At 69.8% G+C, this 21941-nt stretch carries 21 protein-coding genes; 14 read left to right on the top strand and 7 right to left on the bottom strand.

Annotated elements, in window-relative coordinates:
* Nucleotides 1-9: 9 nt before the first annotated feature.
* From ACWD02_RS06845 to ACWD02_RS06820, 6 genes are all read left to right on the top strand, one after another.
* Nucleotides 10-555: a hypothetical protein gene (locus ACWD02_RS06845; protein WP_451205318.1), complete on the top strand. Its 546-nt coding sequence runs from the start codon at nucleotides 10-12 to the stop codon at nucleotides 553-555.
* Between the two features lie 11 nt (nucleotides 556-566).
* Nucleotides 567-1214 (top strand): hypothetical protein, encoded by a 648-nt coding sequence (locus ACWD02_RS06840; RefSeq protein ID WP_451205316.1) that lies wholly within the window; start codon nucleotides 567-569, stop codon nucleotides 1212-1214.
* 35 nt (nucleotides 1215-1249) lie between these two features.
* On the top strand, nucleotides 1250-1828 hold the full coding sequence (locus ACWD02_RS06835; RefSeq protein WP_451205313.1) for a hypothetical protein: 579 nt from the start codon (nucleotides 1250-1252) through the stop codon (nucleotides 1826-1828).
* Nucleotides 1829-1841: 13 nt separating this feature from the next.
* Nucleotides 1842-2504 carry a DUF5819 family protein gene (locus ACWD02_RS06830; protein ID WP_451205310.1) on the top strand — a complete coding sequence of 221 codons (663 nt, stop codon included), beginning with the start codon at nucleotides 1842-1844 and terminating at the stop codon, nucleotides 2502-2504.
* Nucleotides 2501-3514, top strand: a complete 1014-nt coding sequence (locus tag ACWD02_RS06825) for an HTTM domain-containing protein (RefSeq protein WP_451205308.1) — start codon at nucleotides 2501-2503, stop codon at nucleotides 3512-3514. The genes ACWD02_RS06830 and ACWD02_RS06825 overlap by 4 nt, the downstream gene beginning before the upstream one ends.
* Nucleotides 3515-3707: 193 nt before the next feature.
* Complete coding sequence (locus tag ACWD02_RS06820) at nucleotides 3708-4454, top strand: SAM-dependent methyltransferase (protein ID WP_451205306.1); 747 nt, start codon at nucleotides 3708-3710, stop codon at nucleotides 4452-4454.
* Nucleotides 4455-4508: 54 nt separating this feature from the next.
* On the opposite strand, the gene ACWD02_RS06815 is transcribed toward ACWD02_RS06820, so the two are convergent.
* Complete coding sequence (locus tag ACWD02_RS06815) at nucleotides 4509-5666, bottom strand: DUF6801 domain-containing protein (RefSeq protein WP_451205303.1); 1158 nt, start codon at nucleotides 5664-5666, stop codon at nucleotides 4509-4511.
* A gap of 94 nt (nucleotides 5667-5760) precedes the next feature.
* Nucleotides 5761-7032 carry a DUF6801 domain-containing protein gene (locus ACWD02_RS06810; protein WP_451205300.1) on the bottom strand — a complete coding sequence of 424 codons (1272 nt, stop codon included), beginning with the start codon at nucleotides 7030-7032 and terminating at the stop codon, nucleotides 5761-5763.
* A 499-nt stretch (nucleotides 7033-7531) separates the two neighbouring features.
* On the opposite strand from ACWD02_RS06810, the gene ACWD02_RS06805 reads away from it, so the two are divergent.
* Complete coding sequence (locus ACWD02_RS06805) at nucleotides 7532-8482, top strand: DUF6801 domain-containing protein (RefSeq protein WP_451205298.1); 951 nt, start codon at nucleotides 7532-7534, stop codon at nucleotides 8480-8482.
* A 185-nt stretch (nucleotides 8483-8667) separates the two neighbouring features.
* Here the strand turns inward: ACWD02_RS06805 and ACWD02_RS06800 are convergent, their stop codons facing one another.
* Together ACWD02_RS06800 and ACWD02_RS06795 are read right to left on the bottom strand one after the other, a co-directional pair.
* The gene (locus tag ACWD02_RS06800) at nucleotides 8668-9693 is read right to left on the bottom strand and encodes a WxL protein peptidoglycan domain-containing protein (protein WP_451205295.1); all 1026 of its coding nucleotides are present in this window, start codon (nucleotides 9691-9693) and stop codon (nucleotides 8668-8670) included.
* Between the two features lie 150 nt (nucleotides 9694-9843).
* Nucleotides 9844-11013 (bottom strand): DUF6801 domain-containing protein, encoded by a 1170-nt coding sequence (locus ACWD02_RS06795; RefSeq protein WP_451205292.1) that lies wholly within the window; start codon nucleotides 11011-11013, stop codon nucleotides 9844-9846.
* Nucleotides 11014-11703: 690 nt separating this feature from the next.
* On the opposite strand from ACWD02_RS06795, the gene ACWD02_RS06790 reads away from it, so the two are divergent.
* The 3 genes from ACWD02_RS06790 to ACWD02_RS06780 all read left to right on the top strand — a co-directional run bounded on the left by ACWD02_RS06790 (nucleotide 11704) and on the right by ACWD02_RS06780 (nucleotide 15554).
* Nucleotides 11704-12915, top strand: coding sequence for a glycosyltransferase (locus tag ACWD02_RS06790; protein ID WP_451205290.1), 1212 nt, complete (start codon nucleotides 11704-11706; stop codon nucleotides 12913-12915).
* A gap of 93 nt (nucleotides 12916-13008) precedes the next feature.
* Nucleotides 13009-14307 carry a lipase family protein gene (locus ACWD02_RS06785; protein ID WP_451205287.1) on the top strand — a complete coding sequence of 433 codons (1299 nt, stop codon included), beginning with the start codon at nucleotides 13009-13011 and terminating at the stop codon, nucleotides 14305-14307.
* 29 nt (nucleotides 14308-14336) lie between these two features.
* The gene (locus ACWD02_RS06780; protein WP_451205284.1) at nucleotides 14337-15554 is read left to right on the top strand and encodes a lytic transglycosylase domain-containing protein; all 1218 of its coding nucleotides are present in this window, start codon (nucleotides 14337-14339) and stop codon (nucleotides 15552-15554) included.
* Between the two features lie 73 nt (nucleotides 15555-15627).
* Here the strand turns inward: ACWD02_RS06780 and pcaD are convergent, their stop codons facing one another.
* Entirely contained in the window at nucleotides 15628-16434 is an 807-nt protein-coding gene (pcaD, locus tag ACWD02_RS06775; protein ID WP_451205281.1) for a 3-oxoadipate enol-lactonase, read from the bottom strand.
* A gap of 120 nt (nucleotides 16435-16554) precedes the next feature.
* Between pcaD and ACWD02_RS06770 the strand changes: the two genes are divergently transcribed.
* From ACWD02_RS06770 to ACWD02_RS06760, 3 genes are all read left to right on the top strand, one after another.
* The gene (locus ACWD02_RS06770; RefSeq protein WP_451205278.1) at nucleotides 16555-17502 is read left to right on the top strand and encodes a LysR family transcriptional regulator; all 948 of its coding nucleotides are present in this window, start codon (nucleotides 16555-16557) and stop codon (nucleotides 17500-17502) included.
* A 154-nt stretch (nucleotides 17503-17656) separates the two neighbouring features.
* On the top strand, nucleotides 17657-18226 hold the full coding sequence (locus tag ACWD02_RS06765) for an SMI1/KNR4 family protein (protein WP_451205275.1): 570 nt from the start codon (nucleotides 17657-17659) through the stop codon (nucleotides 18224-18226).
* Between the two features lie 183 nt (nucleotides 18227-18409).
* Nucleotides 18410-19165 (top strand): methyltransferase, encoded by a 756-nt coding sequence (locus ACWD02_RS06760; protein WP_451205272.1) that lies wholly within the window; start codon nucleotides 18410-18412, stop codon nucleotides 19163-19165.
* A 218-nt stretch (nucleotides 19166-19383) separates the two neighbouring features.
* Here ACWD02_RS06760 and ACWD02_RS06755 read toward each other — a convergent pair whose 3' ends face one another.
* Together ACWD02_RS06755 and ACWD02_RS06750 are read right to left on the bottom strand one after the other, a co-directional pair.
* Nucleotides 19384-19962: an EF-hand domain-containing protein gene (locus ACWD02_RS06755; RefSeq protein WP_451205269.1), complete on the bottom strand. Its 579-nt coding sequence runs from the start codon at nucleotides 19960-19962 to the stop codon at nucleotides 19384-19386.
* 220 nt (nucleotides 19963-20182) lie between these two features.
* Nucleotides 20183-20563, bottom strand: coding sequence for a hypothetical protein (locus ACWD02_RS06750; RefSeq protein WP_451205266.1), 381 nt, complete (start codon nucleotides 20561-20563; stop codon nucleotides 20183-20185).
* A gap of 319 nt (nucleotides 20564-20882) precedes the next feature.
* On the opposite strand from ACWD02_RS06750, the gene ACWD02_RS06745 reads away from it, so the two are divergent.
* A complete protein-coding gene (locus tag ACWD02_RS06745; protein ID WP_451205263.1) occupies nucleotides 20883-21905 on the top strand; it encodes a cation diffusion facilitator family transporter in 1023 nt (340 codons plus the stop codon).
* Nucleotides 21906-21941 lie beyond the last annotated feature (36 nt).

Genomic DNA, 21941 nt, shown 5'->3' with positions numbered 1-21941 from the left:
GAGAGGGACATGGCACGTACGACACCCCGACACCGTACGAGACTCTCGCTTGCCGCCGCGGCGGCCGCCGTCGCCCTGGGATTCGCCGGGTGGACGGGCTCGTCCTGGTACGCGGCGGCCCACGACGACTCCGCGCGGTTCGCAAAGACCCGTGACGAGGTCCTCGCGGCGGGCGAACAGGCCGCCTTGAACATGAACACCCTCGACCACCGCGACCTCGAGCGCGGCCTGGACGCCTGGGAGCAGTCCGCCACCGGCAGCCTCCTGGACGAACTGCGCAAGGGCAGGCCCGAGTTCGAGAAGCAGGTGCGCACCGCCCGCACCGTCACCACGGCCGAAGTGCTGTCCGCAGCCGTGACCGACCTGGACGAGCGCGCGGGCCGGGCCGGTGTCCTGATCGCGATGCGGATCACCGTCGACCCGCCGAAGAAGAAGCCGAACACCAAGGAGAGCCGGCTGCTGGGCGAACTCACCCGCACCGGCGACGGCTGGAAGCTCAGCGGCCTCGGCCAGGCCCCCGCCGGCGAGACGCCCACCGACACCGCGTCCGACTGAAGGGGCACTCCATGTCGACGACACGCCACATGGTCAACCGGCAGCGGCGCCTGGCCGCGGTCAAAGTGCGCGACACCCCCGCGCCCGCCCCGCGGGCCCCACGCCCGCGACCGAAACCCCGGCAGAAGCCTGCCCGGGGCGAGCGCGGCCCCGTGCCCTGGCCCCTGGTGCTCGCGCTGCTCGCCGTCGTGGCCGCCGGCTTCGCGGTCTTCGCCCACACCCGGGCCGGGACCGCACGCGACGTGCCCGCCCTGCGCAATGCGGCGCTGACCGACACCGCTCGCACCAGCGAGGTCAAGGGCACGGTCGGCCAGGCCGTCGACGCGGTCTTCTCCTACGACCACGCCGACCCGGGCCGGAGCGAGAAGGCCGCGGACAGATACCTCACCGGCAAGGCGGTCACCCAGCACCGGAAGATGCTCGCGCAGGTCCGCGCACGGGGTGAGCGGCAAAAGCTCGTCTTGAGCACCACCGTCACGCACAGCGGAGTCGAGGTCATCGACGGCGACCGGGCCCGGGTCCTGGTGTTCGCCGACCAGAGCAACACCAGCACCGCCAAAGGTGGTTCGACCACGCACGCGGCAGCGATGTTCGCCGTGGACGTGGTGCACCGGGGCGGGGCCTGGCAGATCGCGAACATCGACACGTTCAGCAGGTGAAATCGCCACGTTCAGCAGGTGAAGGGGAGTCAGACATGAGTAATACCAGACGCAAGCGGCGCCCCGCCGGGCTCTTGTGCGCCGCCCTCGGGGTCGCGGTCACGGCGGCGATGTCCGGGTGCAGTTCACGCGCCGACGACGGCCCGCGGGTGGACTGGGCCTCGGACGTCTGCGACAGCGTGCAGGACGTGGGCTCCGAGCTCAAGCTTCCCGCCGCGGACCAGAAGGACGCCAAGAAGTACCACGCGCAGGTCGTTACCTTCATGGAGGCGCTCGACCGGCAACTGGGGGCGCTGGACAAGAAGATGCGGCAGGACGGCGCGCCGCCCGTCGACGGCGGCGACGCCGCGTACAAGAAGGCACTCAAGAACCTCCGTAGTGCCCGCAACAGCCTCGCCGGCACCACCTCCGAACTCAAGAAGGCCAAGGTCAGCGACGAGAAGTCCCTGAAGGCGGCGCTGAAGAAGGCGGGCGAGGGCATGGGCAAGACGGGCGGATACCAGGGCCCCGCCCATGACTTCCGGAGCGACCCCGCGCTCAAGCAGGCCTTCGACAAGGCACCGGAGTGCGAGAACCTGCCCGGTGTCGGAGCCTCGGCACCGACGGCCGGGTAAGGGCGGGCCGCCCGTGGACGGCGCCACAGGCCCCACCGGCCGACCGAGCCGCCCGGACGGCATGGACCGCCGCCTGGTCGTGCCGCCCGACCCGCTGGCACCCCGCGGGATCCCGCTCGGCGGCCCGCTGCGGACGGCGGGCCGGGGCGCCGCCCTCCTTGTCATGGCCGCCGCGCTGGCCCACATGACGCTCCTGGTCCTGTACGTCAGCCCCGCCCTGTCCTCGGCCACCACCCGCCCGGCACAGGCCGACGCGTGGCTGCAGCCGCTGTTCCCGCAGGACTGGGACATCTTCGCGCCCGACCCGCCCCACATCAACACCCATCTGGAAGTGCGTAGTTGGCGCGCGGACCGCCCCGGCCGGTGGATCGACCTGACTGCCCGGGACATCGCCGCACACCGAGGCAACCCGCTGCCCAGCCGGGAGGACCAGACCGTCCTGCGCAAGGCGCTCGGCGCCCACCTCGCGGGCTCGCCGCACACCCAGCTGAGGGCGCCGTTGACCCCCGCGGCGCAGTATCTGCGCAATGTCGTCGTCGTACGCCTGCACGACCTCGGCGAGCCGCGCCCGGACGCCGTCGAGCTGCGCCTCCATACCCTGCCCATCGCCCCACCCGGCGATCCCGCGCCGCTCGCGAGCCGCCGGCCGCTGGGCACCTGGGAGGTGATCCCGTGACGTTGCGCCAGACTGTGGGTGCGGGGCCCGCCGGGGCCGAGGACGCGGGCCGGGGCGTGCGGGAGCGAGTGCGCGCCGCGTTTCTCACACCGTTCGGGCTGTACGGAGCCGCGGTCCTGCGCATCGGCGTCTCGGGCCTCTTCCTGCTCAACCTGCTGCGCGAGGCAGGCCACGCGGACCGCCTCTGGGGCCCTGGATCGCCGTACACCCCCGAGCTGTTCCGTGCCTCGGTCGAGGCGCGCGGCGCCGACGGCCGGCTGTCCTGGTGGTACACCTGGCTCGGCACCCAGAGCCCCGACTACTTCTGGGCCGGCTATGTGCTGGCCGTCGCGGTCAGTGTGCTGTACCTGCTGGGCTGGCACACCCGCCTCATGGCGGTCCTCTTCGCCTTCGTCGCCGCGGGCTTCTACATGCGCTCGACGGTCGCCGGCAGCGGATTCGAGCTGCTGAGCCTGCTGTTCGCCAACTACCTGGTGCTGTGCGCGTCGGGCCGCCGCTGGTCCCTGGACGCCCGCCGCGCCGCCCGCGCGACCTCCGCACCCGTAACCCCGTACGAGGAGCTGCGCCGCCGCATCGTCACCGTCCTGCACAACGCGGGCATGGCGCTGATCGCCTTCCAGGTGATGGTGGTCTACGGCACCGCGGCCCTCTACAAGATCCGCGGCTCCACGTGGCGGGACGGCAGCGCCCTGCACTACGCCCTGCGTCTCGACGACTTCGCGACGTTCCCGGAGCTTTCCGGATGGCTGGCGGGGCAGGGGAGTGTGCTGGCGCTGCTCGCGTATGTCACCGTCGCCTCCCAACTGCTGTTTCCCGCGCTGGTTTTCGTGCCGCGGCTCAAGTACGCGGCCCTGGTCGTGATGCTGGGCACGCATCTGGGCATCGGGCTGCTGATGGCGCTGCCGATGTTCTCGGCGATCACCATCGTGGGGGATCTGGTGTTCCTGCCGACCGCGTTCTGGCTGGGTGCGGCGCGCGCGGTGCGGCTGCTGCGCTCGTCCCACGCCTAGATTGCTGCGCTCCTCCCACGCGAAGAACCCGTAATTCGGTGGAGACGTCACCCCGGGGTGCTTACACTCGGCGGCTCAAGATCCATGCGTTCGAACGAGGTGTGTTTGATGACGGTCCGAGCCACGACTGCCGACTCCGGTCAGCTGTCTCCCGCATACGCCATGACCTCATCAAACCGAAGGAACACCACAAGTGGATCTCCCACGCATCTTCACCATCCGCGAAAGTAGCCACCGCGTCCACAACCCGATCACCCCTGGCAAGCTCGCCGTCCTGGGCCAGGCCCTGCACCTGGCACCCGGCACGCGCGTGCTCGACCTCGCCAGCGGATCGGGCGAGATGCTGTGCACCTGGGCCCGCGACCACGGCGTCACCGGGACCGGAGTGGACATCAGCACGGTGTTCACCGAGAAGGCCCGCGCCCGCGCCGCTGAACTCGGCGTCGCCGACCGGGTCACCTTCGTGCACGACGACGCCGCCGGCTTCGTCGCGGACGAGCCGGTCGATCTCGCCGCGTGCGTCGGTGCCACCTGGATCGGCGGCGGCGTGGCGGGCACCGTCGAGCTGCTGGGCCAGAGTCTGCGCCCCGGCGGCCTGATGCTGATCGGTGAGCCGTACTGGCGTCGGGACGTGCCGGACCAGGAAACCGCCGAAGCCTGTCACGCCGGCAGCAAGGACGAATTCCTGGTGCTCCCGGAGCTGATGGAGCAATTCGGCGATCTCGGCTACGACGTCGTGGAAATGGTCCTCGCCGATCAGGACAGCTGGGACCGGTACCAGGCGGCCCAGTGGCTCAACCTCCGCCGCTGGCTGGACCAGAACCCCGATGACGAGCTGGCTGGCGAGATACGGGCGGAGCTCACCACCGAGCCCGCACGCTACGCGCGGTACCAGCGCGAGTACGTCGGCTGGGGGGTCTTCGCCCTGATGGGCCGCTGACGGCCTGATGAGCGCGGGCCCGGGCAGCAATCGCTGTCCGGACCCGCGTGCTCGCTATTTCTCGTACGTGAGGGCCAGGTCGATCGTGTTGCCGGGGCCGGCGATGAACGTGCTGATCATGTCGTTGAAGCCGCCGCAGTCCTTCAGCCCGGGCAGGGTGTAGGTGCCTTTGAGTTTGCCGCCGGTGTGCGGTGCGAAGCGGCCCTGGCTGACGAGGTCGACCTTGGCGGGCTCGACGGTCCTGCAGTTGGGTCCACCGCCGATGGGCAGGCCGAGCGCGCTCACGCCGGTGAGGTTGACGTACATCTCGGAGTGCGACGTGAGGCTGCCCGCCGTGTCGAGAGTCCCTGTCGTGCTGCCGGTCTGCTCGAAGGCGATGTCCGCGGTGGCGGGCAGGAAACCGAGGAGGGTGAACTTGCCCTTGGTCGGGTCGAGTTCCAGGTCGGCGTCGACAGTTCCCTTGCTCGGGTCATAGCGGGTGTCGATGCCGCCCGTGAGCGGGACGCCGCCCTTGGCCGCCTTGATGAGCGAGCTGCCCTTGATGCCGTAACTCAGCTGCACCGGCTCGCCGCCCGGGTCCGGCGGGTCGGTCGGATCCGTGGTCCCCGGTTCGACCCGGACGGTGTGCAGCGTTTTGTTCTGGTCGGCGGGATCGAGGGTGCACTCGGTCTCGAAGGTGTCAAGGGCCGTCTTGGCGCCGGCCGCGTCCCGCGGGGTCATCGTCAGGAGCAGGCTGTTGACGTCGATCTTCACGCTGCCGGGCTGCCGGAACGTCAGAGCCGGTGCCTGCCCGGTGGCGGTCACGTCGAAGGCGGCGGGCGGCTGCGGCAGGGGGGTCTTGGGGATGGTGTTGTCGAGGCCGATGTTCAGCGGGCCCTCGGGCATGTGCACGGTGATATCCGCCGTGGCGATGCCTTCGAGGGTGGTGCCGCCGACCGTGCGCAGGGCGGTGGCCGCCGCCTTGCTGACCTGGGACACCGAAGTGACCCGGAAGGCTGGGATCTGCTCGCCGACCTGCACCTTGGCCGGCAGGTCCGCCGTGATGACGACGGTCAGCGGGTCCTCTTCCATGATCGGGAACACGCAGGTGTAGGTCTGCGTCAGGGACACTGGGTCCGCGGCGGCCGGCCGGCCGGAGGTGAAGCCGATCAGCCCGGCAAGCAGCACGACGGCGGGGGCGGCCCGCCACCCTGGGACGCGCAATCTCAGCACTGCCTCTCCAAGTTCTGCGGAACGGGTCCGGCCCCCCGCCTCGAAGGGGGCGGGGGGCCGGATCGGGATGCGGACTCACCGCTGTGACGTGCTCTCAGCTCTTGTAGGTGAGGTCCATGTCGATGGTGTTGCCGGGCCCTGCCATGAACGTGCTGATGATGTCGTTGAGAACACCGCACCCCTTGATGCCGGGCAGGGTGTACGTGCCCTTGAGCTTGCCGCCCTTGTACGGCTGGAAGCGCCCCTCACTGGCGAGGTCGACCTTGGCGGCGGAGGAGGTCTTGCAGTCGGCACCGCCGCCGATGGGAAGGCCGAAGGCGTTGACGCTGGAGAGCTTGACGAACATCTCGGACTTCGACTTCAGGGCGCCGGCGGTGTCCAGCGTGCCGGTGGTCTTGCCGGTCTGCTCGAAGGCGATGTCCGCGGTCGTGGGCAGGAAGCCCATGATGGTGAACTTGCCCTTGGTCGGGTCGAGCGTCAGGTCGGCGTCGAAGGTGCCCTTGTTCAGGTCGTAGCGGGTGTCGATGCCGCCGGTGAGCGGGGCGTTGCCGTTGGCCGCCTTGATGAACGAGTTGCCCTTGATGCCGAAGTTGAGCTTCACCGGGTCATCGCCGGGCGGATCGGTGGGCGGGTCCGTCGGCGGGTCCGTCGGCGGGTCCGTGGGTGGGTCGGTCGGGGGATCGGTGGGCGGATCGGTCGGCGGGTCCGTGGGATCGGTGCTGCCGCCGGTGATGGTCATGGTGTGCAGCGCGGTGGGCTGGCCCGCGTCCAGGGTGCAGTCCGCCGGGAACTCATCGCCGTTCGGCGGCAGTTGGACGGGAGCTCCTGACGCGTCGCGGGCGATCATGTTGTGCAGCTTGAGGCCGGTCACGTCGAACTTGGCCGTCCCCTCCTTCTCCCAGGTCAGGAGACCGCCGGGCGACTTGCCGTTGGCGGTGAGGGTGAACCCCGCGGCCGGGTTGGGGATGTCGCCCTTGGCGACGGTGTTGACGACCTTGATGGGGAGGTTGCCGGTGCCGCCGGGCAGGGTCACGTTCACATCGGCGGTGGCCTTGCCCTCCAAGGTCACCGCGCCCATGACGCCCAGGCCCTGTGCCGCGCGGGCGCTGACCTTGGTGACGGCCTTGATGTCGTACTCCGGCACCGCATCGCCCACCTTCATGGTGGAGGGCATGTCGGCGGTGATCTCAACTTCGATCGGGTCGTTGTTGATGATCGGGAACTTGCAGGTGTACTTCTGCGTGAGCTTGACCGGGTCGGCGGAGGCGGAACCTCCGCTGAGGGTGACCAGGCCGGTGACGAGGCCGGCGGCCGCCACCGTGCTCAGGGCACTGCGCGCCCTGGTATGTCTCTTGTGCACTCCCATGAGCTACCTCTCGGGCTACGTGAACGGGCACAAACGAAGGTCGGGTGCCATCTCTGCGATTCCGGACTCGCCGGCCCAGCTGTCCGGGTAAATCGGGAGATGCGAAATGCGCCGCTTGAAGGGAATCTGCCGACTGAATTGCCGCAGACGCTACGGCGGTGTTTCGAATACGCAAACTACTGATGAGTAGTTGGGCGGTCAAGGCCTGCTTCTTACCTCCGGCAGGGGCAAGTTGGCGGCCCGGAAGTTTTGTGGCTCCGGTGAGTACGGGACGGTGCGTGGATGACAAATTGCGGGGCCCTTGCCGCCGCACGTTGCCGAACTGTGCCGATCGGGTTGACTGGCCCCTTACCTGCCAGTAGTCATTTCTGGATTGTGCCAATTCTCAGAAGTGGGGCCACACATGGGAGATCGCATGGGAGACCGCAGGGGAGAGCAACCGGCAAAAGTGATGGCGAGGCTGGCGCGGGGATCGGCCCTGACCGGAGTTGCCGGGGTGGTGATCGCACTGACCGCCGGCGGTGGCAGCGCATCGGCCGAGCCGGTGTCGCTCACGCAGAAATACACCTGCAAGTTCCCGATCATCGGCAATGACGGCATCGAAGCCGCGATCACCACGGACATGCCCGCCACGATGAAAGTCGGCGAGACGGTCCCCGAGTACGACATCAAGGCCGTCACCAAGGTCAGCGCGCGTGCCGCGCAGGGCCTCGGGGTGCTCGGCGCGGTCACGCTGGAGGGCAAGGCCACCGCTGATGTGGTCGTCACCCAGCCCGGCAGCGACGGCACGCTGCCCATCAAGGTCGTCAACACCGTCGCCAAGGCCGACATCCCCGACCCCGCCGCGGCCTTCGAGGTGACGGCGACCGGCAAGTCCCCCGGCGGGCTGCTGACCTGGGGCTCGGCGGGCGATGCGGCCTTCGACGTGAAGGGCCTGAAGCTGCACGACATGATCGCCAGGGATGCGGCGGGCAAGCCCGTTCCGCTGCCGCCGAACGGCGACGAGTTCACGGCGGAGTGCACGCTCGACGCCGGTCAAAAGACGCTCCTGCACACCATGACGATCACCGGCGACGGCGGTACGGACCCCACCGACCCGCCCACGGATCCACCGACCGACCCGCCCACCGATCCTCCGACGGACCCGCCCACCGACCCGCCGACCGATCCCGCTGACCCCACGGACCCGGCCGACCCCGGCGTAACGACCGGTGGTTCGGGCACGGGGGGCGGCTCCGGCACGGCGGGCGGTACCGGATCGAGCGGCGGCTCCGGATCCTCCGGCACCCAGCTGGGCACCCAGGTGACCGGCGGCTCGGGCGCGCTCGCGGCGACCGGCAAGTCCGGCATCGGCCTGATGCTGGCGGCGGCCGGAGGCCTCAGCGCTGCCGGCATAGCGGCCTTCCACTACCTGCCCCGGCGCATCAGGAGGGACGAGCAGACCATCTGAGACCGCTGCTGCACGGCACTGCCGGCCACCTTGCGATCCGGGGGGGCTTCCCGCCGTACGGCAGCGCGGAGAGCGGGCCCGGAGCAGCGACGGCGCTCCGGGCCCGCGGTCATGCCGTAGGGCGACTGCGCGTGGTGGAAGGTGGCGTACGGGTCTCATCCGCACGGCGACGTGGGTCGCCCGGCTCAAGTCCGCGCGGCGGCGCGGGCCCTGCGGCGCCGCACCACCACCCCCAAGATCAGGAAGAGCACCACCACGACCAGCGTCACGAGGACTCCCCAGTTCACCGTGCGGTAGGCGGTGCTGCCGCTGTCCACCAGCTCACCGCCCTTATCGCTGGCGGTCAGTTCGACGCTGCCCCAGTCCAGCGGAGGAGGTCCGGCCCATTTCTGGGTGATCCGCACCCGCTGGCCCGGCATCAGTTCGGCCGGCAGCTTGTTGCCCGCGCTGTCGAAGGACGTCCGGCCGAACAAGCCCTTCGCCTTGAGGTCGACCCTCGGCTCGAGCTGCACATTGCCGCTGTTGACGAGGGTGTAGGTGACCGTGGCGTCCTTGCCCAGGCCGGGCACCAGCGGCACCTCGTAGTCGAAGCGGACGTCCTGGACCTTCAGGCCGGGCGCCCGCTCGCCGTTGACCCGCAAGTAGACGCGGGCGCCGACCGCCTGCCGGATGCCGACGCCGGTGCCCTTGGCGCGGGCGACGCGCTTGTCCAGGGCGATGACGGCTCCGGGGTGGTCGCCGGGCGATGCGGTACGCGGAATGGCGACGGTGAAGGGGACGGTGGTCTTGCCGCCCGCCGGAACCGTGACCTCGGAGCGCTCCAGGCGTGTCCATACCCCGATGGAGCGTTGCTTCTCGGTGGGCTCGCGTACGGCGAAGCCGCCGTCGCGGGGGGTGTTGTACGCGTCGGCGGCGTAGAGCAGGAAGGTCACCGGCTCCTTGGCGAGATTGGAGACGGTGACCTTGTCGTGCACGGTGCGCCCCGGATCGGCCTTCATCCGGAAGTACGCCCGGTGAGCCTGGTCCTTGGCTGCCTTCTTTCCGCCCTTGCCGTCCTTCTTGTCGGCGGGGAAGACGGACCAGCGGCCGTTGTCGGCGGCGAACGCGTCCGTTGGCGGGCTTGCGGTGAGCAGGCCGAGCGCCAGGGCCAGGGCGGTGATGAGCATGGCGGTGTATCTGCGATGCGTGAGCTGCGGACGAACGAGGTGCATGCGGCCCCCAGAGCGAGCGAGGAAGGGAGGTGATGAGAAAGGGAGGTGACGAGAGGGGAAGGGCGATGACATGCCGAAGAGGTGGACCGGCCGTCGCAAGAGGTGGACCGGCCGTCGCACGACGGCCGGTCCACCAGGCGAGGCGCGGGATCAGGTCAGCGTCAGCGTGAGCACGGCCGCGTAGTCACCGGCGGCCGCGGTCGCCGGTACGTCGAGCGCGAGGCCCGCGCCGACGGTGAACTCGCCGCCGGTCTGTGCCGCGTCGGGCGCGCTCGCGAGCGTGGCGCCCGTTCCGCCGACCGGTCCCTGTGTGCCCGGCACACAGGTGCTCGCCGACCCGGCCGCCGTCTCGCAGGACGGCGTCCAGCCGAGCTTGTCCGCGCCGATGGTGCTGGCGCCGCCCGTGAAGTCGGTGACCTTCCCGGTGAGCGACCAGCCGGTGGCGCCGTTTCGGGCGTCCTTGACGGTCACCTTCTGCAGATCGCCGGTCGAGCTGCCGCCCGCGCCCTCCTCGACCGGGGACAGCGCGACGGTGTCGCCCGCCTGGGCCATGGTGAGCTGACCGCCGCCCTGCTTGGGGGTCACCTTGGTGTTCACGTTCTGCTTGCCCGTCGAGGGGTCCGTGCCCGGGTCCGGGTCAGGTCCGGGGTCCGGGTCAGGTCCGGGGTCGGTGCTGCCGCCCTGGATCTCCATCGTGTGCAGGAGCGTCGGCTGACCTGCGTCGAGCGTGCAGGCCGTCTCGAACTCATCGCCGAACGGCGGGAGCTGGACGGGGTTGCCCGCCGTGTCGCGGGCGATCATGTTGTGCAGCTTGAGGCCCGTGACATCGAACGTGGCGGTACCGGGATCGGCCCAGGTCAGCAGGGAGCCGGGCGACTTGCCGGTGGCGTCGACGGTGAACGCCGCCGCCGGGTTGGGGATGTTGGCCTTGGCGACGGTGTTGACGACCTTGATGGGGAGGTTGCCGGTGCCGCCGGGCAGGGTCACCTTGACATCGGCGGTGGCCTTGCCTTCCAGGGTCACCGCGCCCATGACTCCCAGGCCCTGTGCGGCGCGGGCGCTGACCTTGGTGACGGCCTTGATGTCGTACTCGGGGACGGTCTCGCCCACCTTCATGGTGGTGGGCATGTCGGCGGTGATCTCAACTTCGATCGGGTCGTTGTTGATGATCGGGAACTTACAGGTGTACTTCTGGTTCAGTTTCAGCGGAACGGCTGAAGCGGTACCTCCGGTGACGGTGATCAGGCCGGTGACCAGCCCGGCGGTCGCGACCGCTGCCAGGGCGCCACGCACCCCGGCTCTCTTTTGCTTAGCTCTCATGAGCTGCCTCTCGTACTGCGTGAACGAGCAGAACGGGTGAAGGAGAATGGCCGTACATGTCGTTATCTTCGCCAGATACGGTCCTGTTTCGGATCGGTAAACTACTGACGGGTAGTTGGGCGGTCAAGATGTCAATTACCAGCAGAATTAAGCTGCTTGGTTTTGAGGGCTGATTCATCCCCGGGTGAGCAAGGCACGATGCGAACTTGTACGTCGATGCCAAATTCCCGGGATGAGTCTGAGCGAGCCCGAGTGATAACTGATCCCGGCTCCTTACTCACCCCGCAACAGATCTTCTGCACCCGGCGAAACGCCTCTTGACCGGCTTCTCGACGCGCTACTAGCTTCCGTTTCCGGATCGATCGTCAATTCAACGTAATTTCCCGTGCCCACATCTGTGCCTGGGCTTGTGTCTGTTGCTTGTTGCTTGTGTCGCCGAGCGGTCGGAGCTCTGATGCTGTCTTATGAGGCAATCCCGGTCACAGTCCGGTGCGACCGGCACGCTCGCGAGCAGTTCGCTCGGCCGTCCGGACGGCAGCCCGACCGCTTCGCCCCCGACGCATGCGAACGCGGGCGCGCCGGGCTCCCCGACACCCGCAATGCCCAACCGGCCCTGGGCATTGCGGGGTACGCCGCCACCACCCCGCGCCCCTGCGCCGGAGCTCGGCCGGCACGTGGCGGCGAGGCCCGATGAGCCGCTTCCTCTTCGTGGTGCCGCCACTCGCCGACCACGTCGACCCGGCGTCGGCGGTCGCCGCCGAACTCGCCCTCCGGGGGCACGAGGTGGCCTGGGCCGGCCAGTCGGCCGCCCTGGAAGGTCTGGTGGCCGCTGACGACCGCGTCTTCCCCTGCGCGGGCACGCCCGGTATCGACAGACCCCGCGATCTGCGCGGCGTGGCGGCCCTGCGGTTCCTGTGGGAGGACTTCTTCGCCCCGCTCGCGTACGCCATGGCCCCCGGCGTGACCGCCGCCGTGCTGGAGTTCGGGCCGGACCTGCTCGTGGTCGATCAGCAGACCATCGCGGGCGCGCTGGTCGCCGAACGGCTCGGCGTCCCCTTCGTCACCTCCTCGACCACCTCCGCCGAGCTGTCGCGCAGCCCCAGGGACAGCCCGCAGTTCGACCAGTGGCTGACCGACCTCCTCGACGGCCTCCGGCTGCGCCTGGGCGACCCCTCGGCCCGCTACGACCCGCGGTTCTCACCGCGGCTCACGCTCGTCTTCTCCACCAGCGAACTCGTCGGCCCGCAGGCGCCGAACCGCGGCCCGGTGCGTTTCGTCGGCCCGGCGCTCGGCCAGGTGCCCGATACACACGCCGCTACCGCCGACTTCCCCTGGGAGTGGGTCGAGAGGGACGACGACCGGGCGCTGGTTCTGGTCTCCCTCGACACCGCCGACACCACGGCGGGCGCCCAGTTCCTCGCCCAGTGCGTCGACGGCATACGCGCCCGCTCTCGCACACTGCGAGCAGTGGTCGTCGACCCCGACGGCGTCCTTGGACCACCGCGCGACGACGGCAACCTCCTGATCTGCCCCTCCGTTCCCCAACTCGCCTTGCTGGCCCACGCGGACGCCGTCGTCTGCCACGCCGGACACCGCACCGTCACCGAGGCCTTGTGGCACGGCGTCCCCCTGGTGGTGGCGCCGGTCCGCCATGACCAGCCCGGCATCGCCGCCCAGGTCACCGCCGTGGGGGCGGGCGTACGGGTGCGATTCGGCCGGACCGACGCCAAGGCCGTCGGATCCGCCATGGACGCCGTGCTCGGTCAACCCCACTACACCGCCGGAGCTCGCCGCGTCAGCCACTCCTTCCGTGCGGCGGGCGGGGCGCCCACCGCGGCGGCACATCTCGAAGAGCTCGCCACTGCGGAGCAGGACAACCCACGACAGGGACTGCAGATATAGCCTCGCGCAGCCTCTCCGACGAGCCGCAACCGGCCGCGCGAACGCCCCCGTTCCACCAGCCACCAGATGCCACCGGCCCTCAGAGGAACTGACATGCCGACACGGATATCCCACCGGGCAGGACGGCTCACCGCCGTGCTCGCCCTGATCCTCGCGGCCTGCACGCTCTTTCCGGGCACGGCGGGCAGCGAGCCCCGCCACGCTCCGGCGAGTGCGAGTGCGAGTGCGAGTGCGAGTGCGAGTGTGGGCTCGGGTGCGGCCGCGCCGCTGCCGCCCGACGACTTCTACGCACCGCCGACCGCCCTGCCCGACGGAAAGCCCGGCGACATCGTCCGCTCCCGCAAGATCGAGCCCGGCACCCCGACGCCGCGCGCCTTGGCCGACACCTGGCAGGTGATGTATCGCTCCACCGACGCGCTCGGCAAACCCCACGTGGCGACCGCCACCGTCATGGTGCCCAAGGGCGGCACGCCCGCCTCACGGCCCATCGTCGGCTGGGGGCCCGGCACGCAGGGGCCCGCCTTCCGCTGCACCCCGTCCCGGATGATCGCCAAGGGCGCCCTGTACGAGCAGTGGGTCATCAACGCCATGCTCAGGGCGGGTTACGCGGTCGCCGTCCCCGACTACGAGGGCTACCGGCCCGGACCGAAGACGACGTACATGGTCGGCAAGTCCCTCGGCCCTGCCCTCATCGACGCGGTCCGCGCCGCCCAGCGGCTGCCCGCCACCGGGCTCTCCGCCGACGCACCGGTCGCCTTCCGCGGCTATTCCCAGGGCGGCGGCGCCGCGCTGTGGGCGGGCGAGTTCCAGCCCGACTACGCGCCCGAGCTCAAGCTCAAGGGCATCGTCGCCGGCGGCGTCCCCGCCAATCTGATGGAGGTGGCCCTGCCGCTCAACGGCCGCCCCGGCTCCGGTTTTCTCCTCTACGCCCTGATCGGCCTCAACAACGCTTATCCCGAGCTGAAGTTCGGCGACGTGCTCAATGACGCGGGACGCGCCATGGTCGCCGACCTCGAAGCGGGCGGCTGCGCCCTCGAGATGATCAACAAGTACGGCAACAAGCCGCTGTCCGCCTACGTCACCCGCAGCCCGCTCGTCGACGCGCCCTGGGTGGCCCGCTATACGGAGAACACCCTCGGCAGCAGCCCGAAGATCAAGGTGCCGGTGCTCCAGTACCACGCGACCCAGGACGCCCTCGTCGAACCGAACCAGGCTGACGCCCTGCACAAGCAGTACTGCGCGCAGGGCGTTCCGCTGACCTGGAAGACGTACGACACCACGAGCCATGCGCCCGTTGCCGACCACCTTTGGCCGATCCAGGCGGCGAACGCCGAAGCCATGACGTATCTCGCCGACCGCTTCGCGGACCGGCCCGCCGCCCCCAACTGCTGAGCGCCGCAACTCCGAGAGGCGAGTGAGTCATGGCAACGAGCAACAGGCACCGCAAGAAGGGCAGCGGCCGCATGCGCCGGGGCATGGCCGGCACCGTCGTCGCAGCCGTCGCAGTGGCCGGCCTCACCGCATCGGGCGCGCCGGGCGGCTCGTCGGTCGCGCCCCGTCGTGGCGCCGCCCCGGACAGTGCCACCGGCGAGAACGGCGGGTGGCTCCCGCCCGCGGGCCCCTCGGCCGACGCCTACCACACCGAACTCCCGCCCCTGCGCGGCAGCAACGGCGCACCGGGCGGCGGAGGCGAGGTCCAGACCCCCGAGGCGCGGACCCAGTCCGGTATCCCGGCCACGGTCCTGACCGCCTACCGCAACGCCGAGGGCGCTCTCGCAGACACCGACCCCGGTTGCCACCTGCCCTGGCACCTGCTGGCAGCCATCGGCAAGGTGGAGTCGGGACAGGCCCGCGGCGGCCGGGTCGACGCGGACGGCACCACCCTGACCCCCATCCTCGGCCCCGTCCTCAACGGCAGCGGATTCGCCCGCATCTCCGACACGGACGGCGGGCGGTACGACGGCGATGCGACCTACGACCGTGCGGTGGGGCCGATGCAGTTCATCCCCTCCACCTGGGCCAGTTGGGGCGCCGACGGCAACAAGGACGGCCGCGCCGACCCCAACAACATCCACGACGCCGCGCTCGCCGCAGGCCGCTACCTGTGTGCCGGCAACCGCGACCTCGCCCGCAAAGCGGACCTGGACCGAGCGATCCTCAGCTACAACCACTCATCCGCCTACCTGCGCACGGTCCTGTCCTGGCTGGACTTCTACCGTCGCGGCACCCACGAGATCCCCGACGGCCGGGGCCCACTGCCGACCAGCCCCGGCCCGGGCGGCACAACCCCCGCCAGCCGGCTGGCCGGCGGTGGCGGCCTGGTCATCGGCCCTCAGCCGGCAAACCCAAGGAACCCCCGCCCCGGCGACTCCGCCTCGCCGGACCCAACCCGCCCCGGCCCACGCCCCACGGGCCCGGGCCCACGCCCCACACCTACCCCTCCAGGCCCCACAGACCCGGACCCCACCACCCCGGACTGCCCCTCGCCGTCCCCCTCCGACGACCCGAGCCCGACAGGCGCACCGTCCCCCTCCGGTACCCCGACACCCTCGGACCCCTCTTCTCCTCCACCCTCCCCCTCGCCGACGAAATCGCCCTCGCCGACCGACTCTGGGCCCCCGGACACCTGCAGCCCGTAAGCCTTAAGCCTGGCCACACGCGGGAACCCACCCCAGGGGGCGATGCGTCGCCCCGACTGCGGGGCGGAAGCCGTCACGGCTGTTCGGTGAGGAAGGCGATCACGGCGTCCAGGAACTCTGCCTGACTTTCGACGTTGGCCATGTGCACGGTGGGCAGAATGGTCAACCGGGCGCCGGGGACGATCGCGGCGAGTTCTTTGCCGTGGTCGGCGGAGGTGACGGTGTCGTGCTCGCCCGCGATGACCAGTGTCGGGTTGGGGATGAGCGCGGCCGTGCGGCGCAGGTCGTAGTCACGCACCGCGGCCCAGCTCCCGGCCACGCCCTCGCGCCGCGTGGCGAGCAGGGTGCGGCGGAAGCCCTCGACGACCTCGTTGTCGCCGTGCAGCATGCGGGCCGGGAACCAGTTGTGCAGGAACCCTTCCGCGGTGGCCTGCATGTCGGGGGCCTGGAGCAGGTCGGCGATCGGCTTGTCCCACTGACCGGCCGGGCCGAGGTGGGCGGCGGTGTTGGAGAGCACCAGGCGCTCCACGCGCTCGGGGACGTGGATCCCCAGCCACTGCGCGACGATGCCGCCCAAAGACAGGCCCAGCACATGCACCCGTTGCAGACCCAGGGCATCGAGCAGTTCCACCACGTCGCGCCCCAACCGGTCAAGGGAGTAGGGGCCGTCGGGGACTCCGGAGGTGCCGTGGCCGCGTGCGTCGTAGCGCAGCAGCCGGAAGTGCTCGCTGAGCGCCGGCACCTGACCGTCCCACATGTGCAGGTCGGTACCGATGGAGTTGGAGAGCAGCAGCACCGGTTTGTCCTCGGCGCCGTCGAAGCGGTAGGCGATGCGGACGCCGTCGCCGGTGGTGATGGCAGTACCAACGTGAGAAGTCATGTCAGCTCCAGTGTTCAGGTGATCCGGTGGCAGTGGCAGTAGCCATGTGCTGAGCCTATGAACCCCACCTGGCAGACTTCTATTACAAAGATCAGACCGACTCTGTAGGTTGTCTGGACAATGACCGACTTCACGCTCCACGAGCTGCAGTGCTTCAACGCCGTGGTCCTCGACGGTGGTTTCCAGGCCGCCGCCGAGCGGCTGCACCGCTCGCACCCTTCGGTGTTCGCAGCAGTCGCCAAGCTGGAGCGGCGGCTGGGCCTGGCCCTGCTGGATCGCTCGGGCTACCGGGTGCAGCTCACCGGGGCAGGGCACGCCTTCCACCGCAAGGTGCGCTTCTTGCTGCACGAAGCCGAGGAGCTGCAGACCTACGCCGCGCAACTCGCGATGGGCGAGGAGGCCGAACTGCGCGTGGTGCTAGGGGATTTGTGCCCGCCTCCGCCGGTCCTGGAGATGCTCAGCACCTTCTTCGGGCAGTGTCCGCAGACGCGACTGCACCTGCAGTACGAGACGGTCACCGGCCCCTGGGAGCGGCTGCTGGAGGACGAAGCCGACCTCATCGTGCACCGCGTTCCCAAGAGCGACGTGCGGATGGAGTGGATCGATCTCGGCCGCGTCGCGCTGGTTCCCGTCGTGGCACCCGGTTTCCTGCCCTTCCTCCCGGACAGCGACATCACGCCGCAGCGGATGCAGGCCTTCACTCAGTGCGTGGTGCGGGATTCGGCGCGGCACCCGTCCGAGCAGGGCCATTTCCTGGTCGAAGGCGCGCCCCAGAGCTCCGTTCCCGACCATCGCATGAAGAAGGAGCTGATCCTGCACGGCATGGCATGGGGCCATGTGCCGCGGTTCATGATCGAGCAGGAGTTGCGTGACGGACGGCTGCTTTCCATCGCCGGACGACACTTTCCCGGTGTGGTCGAGGAGCTCGCGGCAGCGCGCCGTCGCGACCGGCCGCACGGACCGGTCGCCGACCGGTTGTGGGATTTCCTGGCCCACCATGCGCCGGTCCTGCGGCCGGCGCTGGGCCGCGTACCCCCGGCGAAGGAAGATCCGGATTCCGAGGGGTGACTCCGGTCCGGAAGGTGTCAAGTGGCCGTGGGGGCAGAGAGATCGCTCGAAGTAGCATTCCTGCCAGGGTTTCCGATCGGCGCTCAGCAACATGACTTCTGCACCCTCGGAGTGGCGCAGTCGTTGGGGTATCCGCGAGAGAGGGCAGTGGGGTATGAGTGTGGTGGAGAGCTGGTCTCGCGTAATGAATCTTCTTCGGCAGCACGCCCCGGCCGATCACGCGGAACTACCCGGGCCCGCTACGGAACAGATGCTGACGGCCGCCGAGGAACGGATGGGTGTCCCGCTCCCTCAGGACCTGCGGGCGTGGCTGCTGCAGAACAACCTGGATCTTCCTGACGAAGATGTGGACGACGACGTGGCATGTTGCGGCTTCGCCGGGTTCCCGGATGAGGGCAGCTTCTTTCTGGGCATCGGAGGGATGCAGAGGCTCTACGCCACCCGCTCCATGCCCGGTGGCTTCGACCCTCCGGACCAGCCGGACCATCCGTTCTGGCGCAATGAGTGGATTCCGTTCCTGTCGGATCAGGACGGCTGGATGGGCAAGTTCATCGACGTCCGGGACGGGCGTATCGGCAGGTGGTTCGTGGGGGAGAGCTCGATCACGGGCGAGTACGAGTCACTGGCGCACTACTTCGACTCCGTGGCGGAGATGCTGACGAAGATCGCCGAGGGAAATCATCCGGTCTGCGAGGCCACCGAAGGGCGACTCGTCTGGTCGTGAGGCACAGGTTTCCCCTACGTCCCTCTGAGGTCCGTCAGGACAGGTGCCGGCGTTTCGCCGGCGCAGGAGGTCCGCGCGCACCTGTGGATGGCTCCGCGTGAGTGCTTCTCCAATCGACCTGGGCACGGCCCCCTGCGCCGCGGGCCCATCCTGCAGCGGTCAGTCGTCGCCCTGGAGTCCGATGTGCTCGAACCGCTGCGTCACGGCGCGCTGTTCCTCGCGGGCGACGCCGCCGGGCTGATCAGTCCGTCCGCGGCGAGGGCGCCAATCTCGCGGGCCTTCGAGCACCGTTTCGGCGACAACCACTTCGACCACTTCGCCCGTAACCCTTCACTCGCGGAACTCTTCGACCAGTCGATGGCCGCCGGCTCAAGGATGTTCGACCCGCTGCCTGCCCACCCGGTCCTGGCCGAGTCGGCCGACGGGGCCACCGTGGTCGACATCGCGGGCGGCAACGGCGAGCTGCTCTGCCGAATCCTTTCCGCTCACCCCCGCCTGCAGGGCCTCTTGCTGGAACGCCCGCACACGGTCGAAGCCGCCCGCCGCCTCCTCGGCGCGGCCGGGCACACGCAGCGGTGCGGCTTCAGGGCGGGCGACTTCGCCGACGTGCCCGCGGGCGGCGAGGTGTACGTGCTGTCCCGCGTCCTGCATGACTGGGACGACGAGCGCTGCCGCGAGATCCTGCGCCACTGTGCCCGCGCCATGCCCGCCACCGCCGATCTCCTGGTCGTCGAACGTGTCCTGCCCGCCGACGGCTCGCCCTCGTTGGCCACGGCCTGGGACCTGCACATGATGTGCAACGTCGGTGGCCGGGAAAGGCGCACCGACCACTACGCCCGGCTGTTCGCCGACGCGGGCCTCACCCTGGTCGATGTGGCACCGCTGCCCTTGGACGGCAGCGTGCTGCACGTCCGCAGGGCCGGGCCGTCCCGCATCTGATCCGCGCTGGGGCGCGGTTGCTCGCACCTCACGCCGCCCGCGCCGGGGGTGTAGCGGGCCGACCTGGTGGCCATGCAGGAGGCCAAGGGACAGGTATCGGCTTGCCGCGCCCCTCCGAGCTGCTCGAAGGCAGCAGGAGGGCGAAAGAGCCCCGGGTCCGGTCGGCTGCCCGGGCCCGGGCCGGGGGAGTGGCCGTCGCGCCTTGCCTGTGGTGAGCCTCAGATCGGGGACGGGGCAGGGCTTCCAGAGGGGGAGGCCTGGCCGGGGAGACGGCCGCACATCAGGTTGCCGGGTTCTGCGGCGTCGTCGCTGATCCAGAACTGGGTCCACAGGGTCGCGAACTCGGCGCGGGAGAGGTAACCGTCCCCGTCGTGGTCGAGTAGGGGAAAGATGTCACGCGTGTCGCGCGGCTGTCCGTGCCATGTCTCGATGATTCGCTGGTGCTCGGCCGGCGAGATGCGGCCGTCCTCGTCCGTATCCACGGCGTCGAAGATGGTGTCGGCCGTGGCCGCGACCTCCTCTCGCATGGAGGGCAACTGGTCGACCACGGACAGGAGTTCACTCATGTCCACCGTGCCGTCGCGGTTGGCGTCGGCGGCTGCCAGCAGAGTGCGCCACCAGCCCCTGCAGACCTCTTCCACCCGGGCTCGCAACTCGGTGCCAGGCTCCACGCCGGGCAGCTGTCCCCAGCGGGCTGCGAGCGCCTCGAAGTCGCTCTCCTGGAGGTAGCCGTCGGAATCCGCGTCGAAAGCCGCAAACATGGCCTGGAACTTGTCGTGTTGGAACTGGCTGGCCACAGCCGGGCCTCCTTGACGTCGTACCGGCCGCCCTCGGGTGCCTGAGCATCGGGCAGTCGGCATCGTGTGTGCCGGTGAATGATGTCTGTCCGCGCGAAGCGCATGCAGAACGACACGATCGGATGGCCTTGACCGGCCTCTTCAGGGGAAAGGGCAGCACTCGCTCCTGCGACTGCCGACTGGCAGCTCATCCATCCCGTGCAGGGCGCGAGTGGCGCCGTCACCAGTACTGGATCGTTACCTTGATGAGGATGACGATCCCCACCCCGAGGACGCCGAGGCCAAGAACCGTCGCGAACGTGTCCTTGCCCGGCTGCGGCTCGGAGGCAGTGGCCTGGTCCGGCTCGTCGCCTGCGTAGTACACGAGTGCCTCGACGCCTGGCTCCCGGCCAGCCGGGCCGCCTGATTCCTTGAATCGGACGGCCAGGCCGTCCGCCGTCGTGAAGTCGTACTCGTGCCACTGGACGCGCCGCGCCACGTTGTTGACCATCTGGACAGTGACCCAGGCGCGCACCACCCGCGCCGGCGCGGTGAGTCCGCTCTCCCACGCCACGCGCCGTTGCCGCGTCCGACGCGTGATCGCGAAGGCGGCCCAGAACATACATCAGGGGCATGACATCCGGGCGGGGATCAGCGATGACGCCCGAGCAGAGGCAGGACTCCCTCGCCACGTGACGCGTGCGGCGGCCGCAATCACCGTAGGCGTGGTGTGTCTCGCGCTCCGGCGTAACGGGTGGCGAGGGCGGGGCTCTGACCGGCGAAGACGTCGAGGCCGGCCCGGAAGGCTGTGCCGGCCAGAACGCGCGCTTACCCCCGGTCCGCAACGACGGCTCCTGCACGTCTGGAGCCACACCCTCGGGGTACACGACGGCGTGTTGTCCACTGCAAGCACCCTTGAGACCCCAGAACTGCGAGGCCTGATGACCGCCAAGCCGCCGACCGAGCAACCGCCGAGCAGACCGGCGTCGGCCGAGCGAGCCCCCAGCGAGCAAGCCGCGACGAACAAGTCGTCGAAGGACCAGGAGACGAAGACCACCGTGTGGGTGGCGCTTGCCGCGAACCTGGTCATCGCCATCGCCAAGGTGGCGGGCGGACTGTTCGCGGCCTCACCCGCGCTTCTCTCCGAGGCGGCTCACTCGATCGCCGACAGCATGAATGAGGTCTTTCTGCTGGCCGCGCTGCGCCGCAGCCGTAAACCGGCCGACCCTCAACACCCCTTCGGCTACGGCAAGGAACGCTTCTTCTGGTCGCTGCTCGCCGCCGTCGGCATCTTCGTCACCGGTGGCTGCTTCTCTGTCTTCCAGGGCATCGAGGCACTGCGCTCCGAAAGCTCCGAGACCACGACGGGTTACCTCATCGGTCTCGTCGTACTCGCGGTCGCGTTCTTCGCCGAAGGCGGTTCCCTGGTCCGCGCGCTGTGGCAGGTGCGGCAGCAGGAGGGCGGCGTCGGCTCCGACCCGGCCTTGCGCACCGTCATCGCCGAGGACGGTACCGCGGTGCTCGGCGTGACCCTCGCGATGATCGGCATGGGCCTGCACATGGCGACCGGCGAGGTCGTCTACGAGGCAGCCGCCTCCATCGCGATCGGCCTGCTGCTCATCGCGGTCGCTTACCGCCTGGGCAAAGAGGCCAGGGATCAGCTCATCGGCGAGTCCGTCGACCCCGAACTGCGCGAGGAGATAGCCCACTTCCTCGCCGAGCAGCCCGAGATCGACCGTGTCGCGAGCCTGCTCACGATGCGCCTCGGCATGGACTCGACGCTGGTCGCCGCCCGCATCGACCTCGCGCCCGGCCGGGACAGCGAGGTGGTGGAACTCGTCATGGAGCGCATCAAGGCCGGCGTGGCCGAACGCTGGCCGCAGGCCGACCAGGTGTTCCTCGACGTCACCGAGGCGCCACCTCTGCCGGGCGCCGAGGTCGCACCTGACCTCACGACTCGGTAGACGACGAGGCGTGGCGCAACACCGTCGCGTGCCAGC

The sequence above is a fragment of the Streptomyces sp. NPDC002853 genome (assembly GCF_053591915.1).
This window is presented reverse-complemented; position numbering and strand designations above follow the sequence as displayed.

Bases quoted from the DNA above. Each gene is read 5' to 3' on its own strand.
- ACWD02_RS06845 (WP_451205318.1), top strand. From the start codon at position 10: ATGGCACGTACGACACCCCGACACCGTACGAGACTCTCGCTTGCCGCC.
- ACWD02_RS06840 (WP_451205316.1), top strand. From the start codon at position 567: ATGTCGACGACACGCCACATGGTCAACCGGCAGCGGCGCCTGGCCGCG.
- ACWD02_RS06835 (WP_451205313.1), top strand. From the start codon at position 1,250: ATGAGTAATACCAGACGCAAGCGGCGCCCCGCCGGGCTCTTGTGCGCC.
- ACWD02_RS06810 (WP_451205300.1), bottom strand. From the start codon at position 7,032: ATGGGAGTGCACAAGAGACATACCAGGGCGCGCAGTGCCCTGAGCACG.
- ACWD02_RS06800 (WP_451205295.1), bottom strand. From the start codon at position 9,693: ATGCACCTCGTTCGTCCGCAGCTCACGCATCGCAGATACACCGCCATG.
- ACWD02_RS06795 (WP_451205292.1), bottom strand. From the start codon at position 11,013: ATGAGAGCTAAGCAAAAGAGAGCCGGGGTGCGTGGCGCCCTGGCAGCG.
- ACWD02_RS06790 (WP_451205290.1), top strand. From the start codon at position 11,704: ATGAGCCGCTTCCTCTTCGTGGTGCCGCCACTCGCCGACCACGTCGAC.
- ACWD02_RS06785 (WP_451205287.1), top strand. From the start codon at position 13,009: ATGCCGACACGGATATCCCACCGGGCAGGACGGCTCACCGCCGTGCTC.
- ACWD02_RS06780 (WP_451205284.1), top strand. From the start codon at position 14,337: ATGGCAACGAGCAACAGGCACCGCAAGAAGGGCAGCGGCCGCATGCGC.
- pcaD (WP_451205281.1), bottom strand. From the start codon at position 16,434: ATGACTTCTCACGTTGGTACTGCCATCACCACCGGCGACGGCGTCCGC.
- ACWD02_RS06770 (WP_451205278.1), top strand. From the start codon at position 16,555: ATGACCGACTTCACGCTCCACGAGCTGCAGTGCTTCAACGCCGTGGTC.
- ACWD02_RS06765 (WP_451205275.1), top strand. From the start codon at position 17,657: ATGAGTGTGGTGGAGAGCTGGTCTCGCGTAATGAATCTTCTTCGGCAG.
- ACWD02_RS06750 (WP_451205266.1), bottom strand. From the start codon at position 20,563: ATGTTCTGGGCCGCCTTCGCGATCACGCGTCGGACGCGGCAACGGCGC.
- ACWD02_RS06745 (WP_451205263.1), top strand. From the start codon at position 20,883: ATGACCGCCAAGCCGCCGACCGAGCAACCGCCGAGCAGACCGGCGTCG.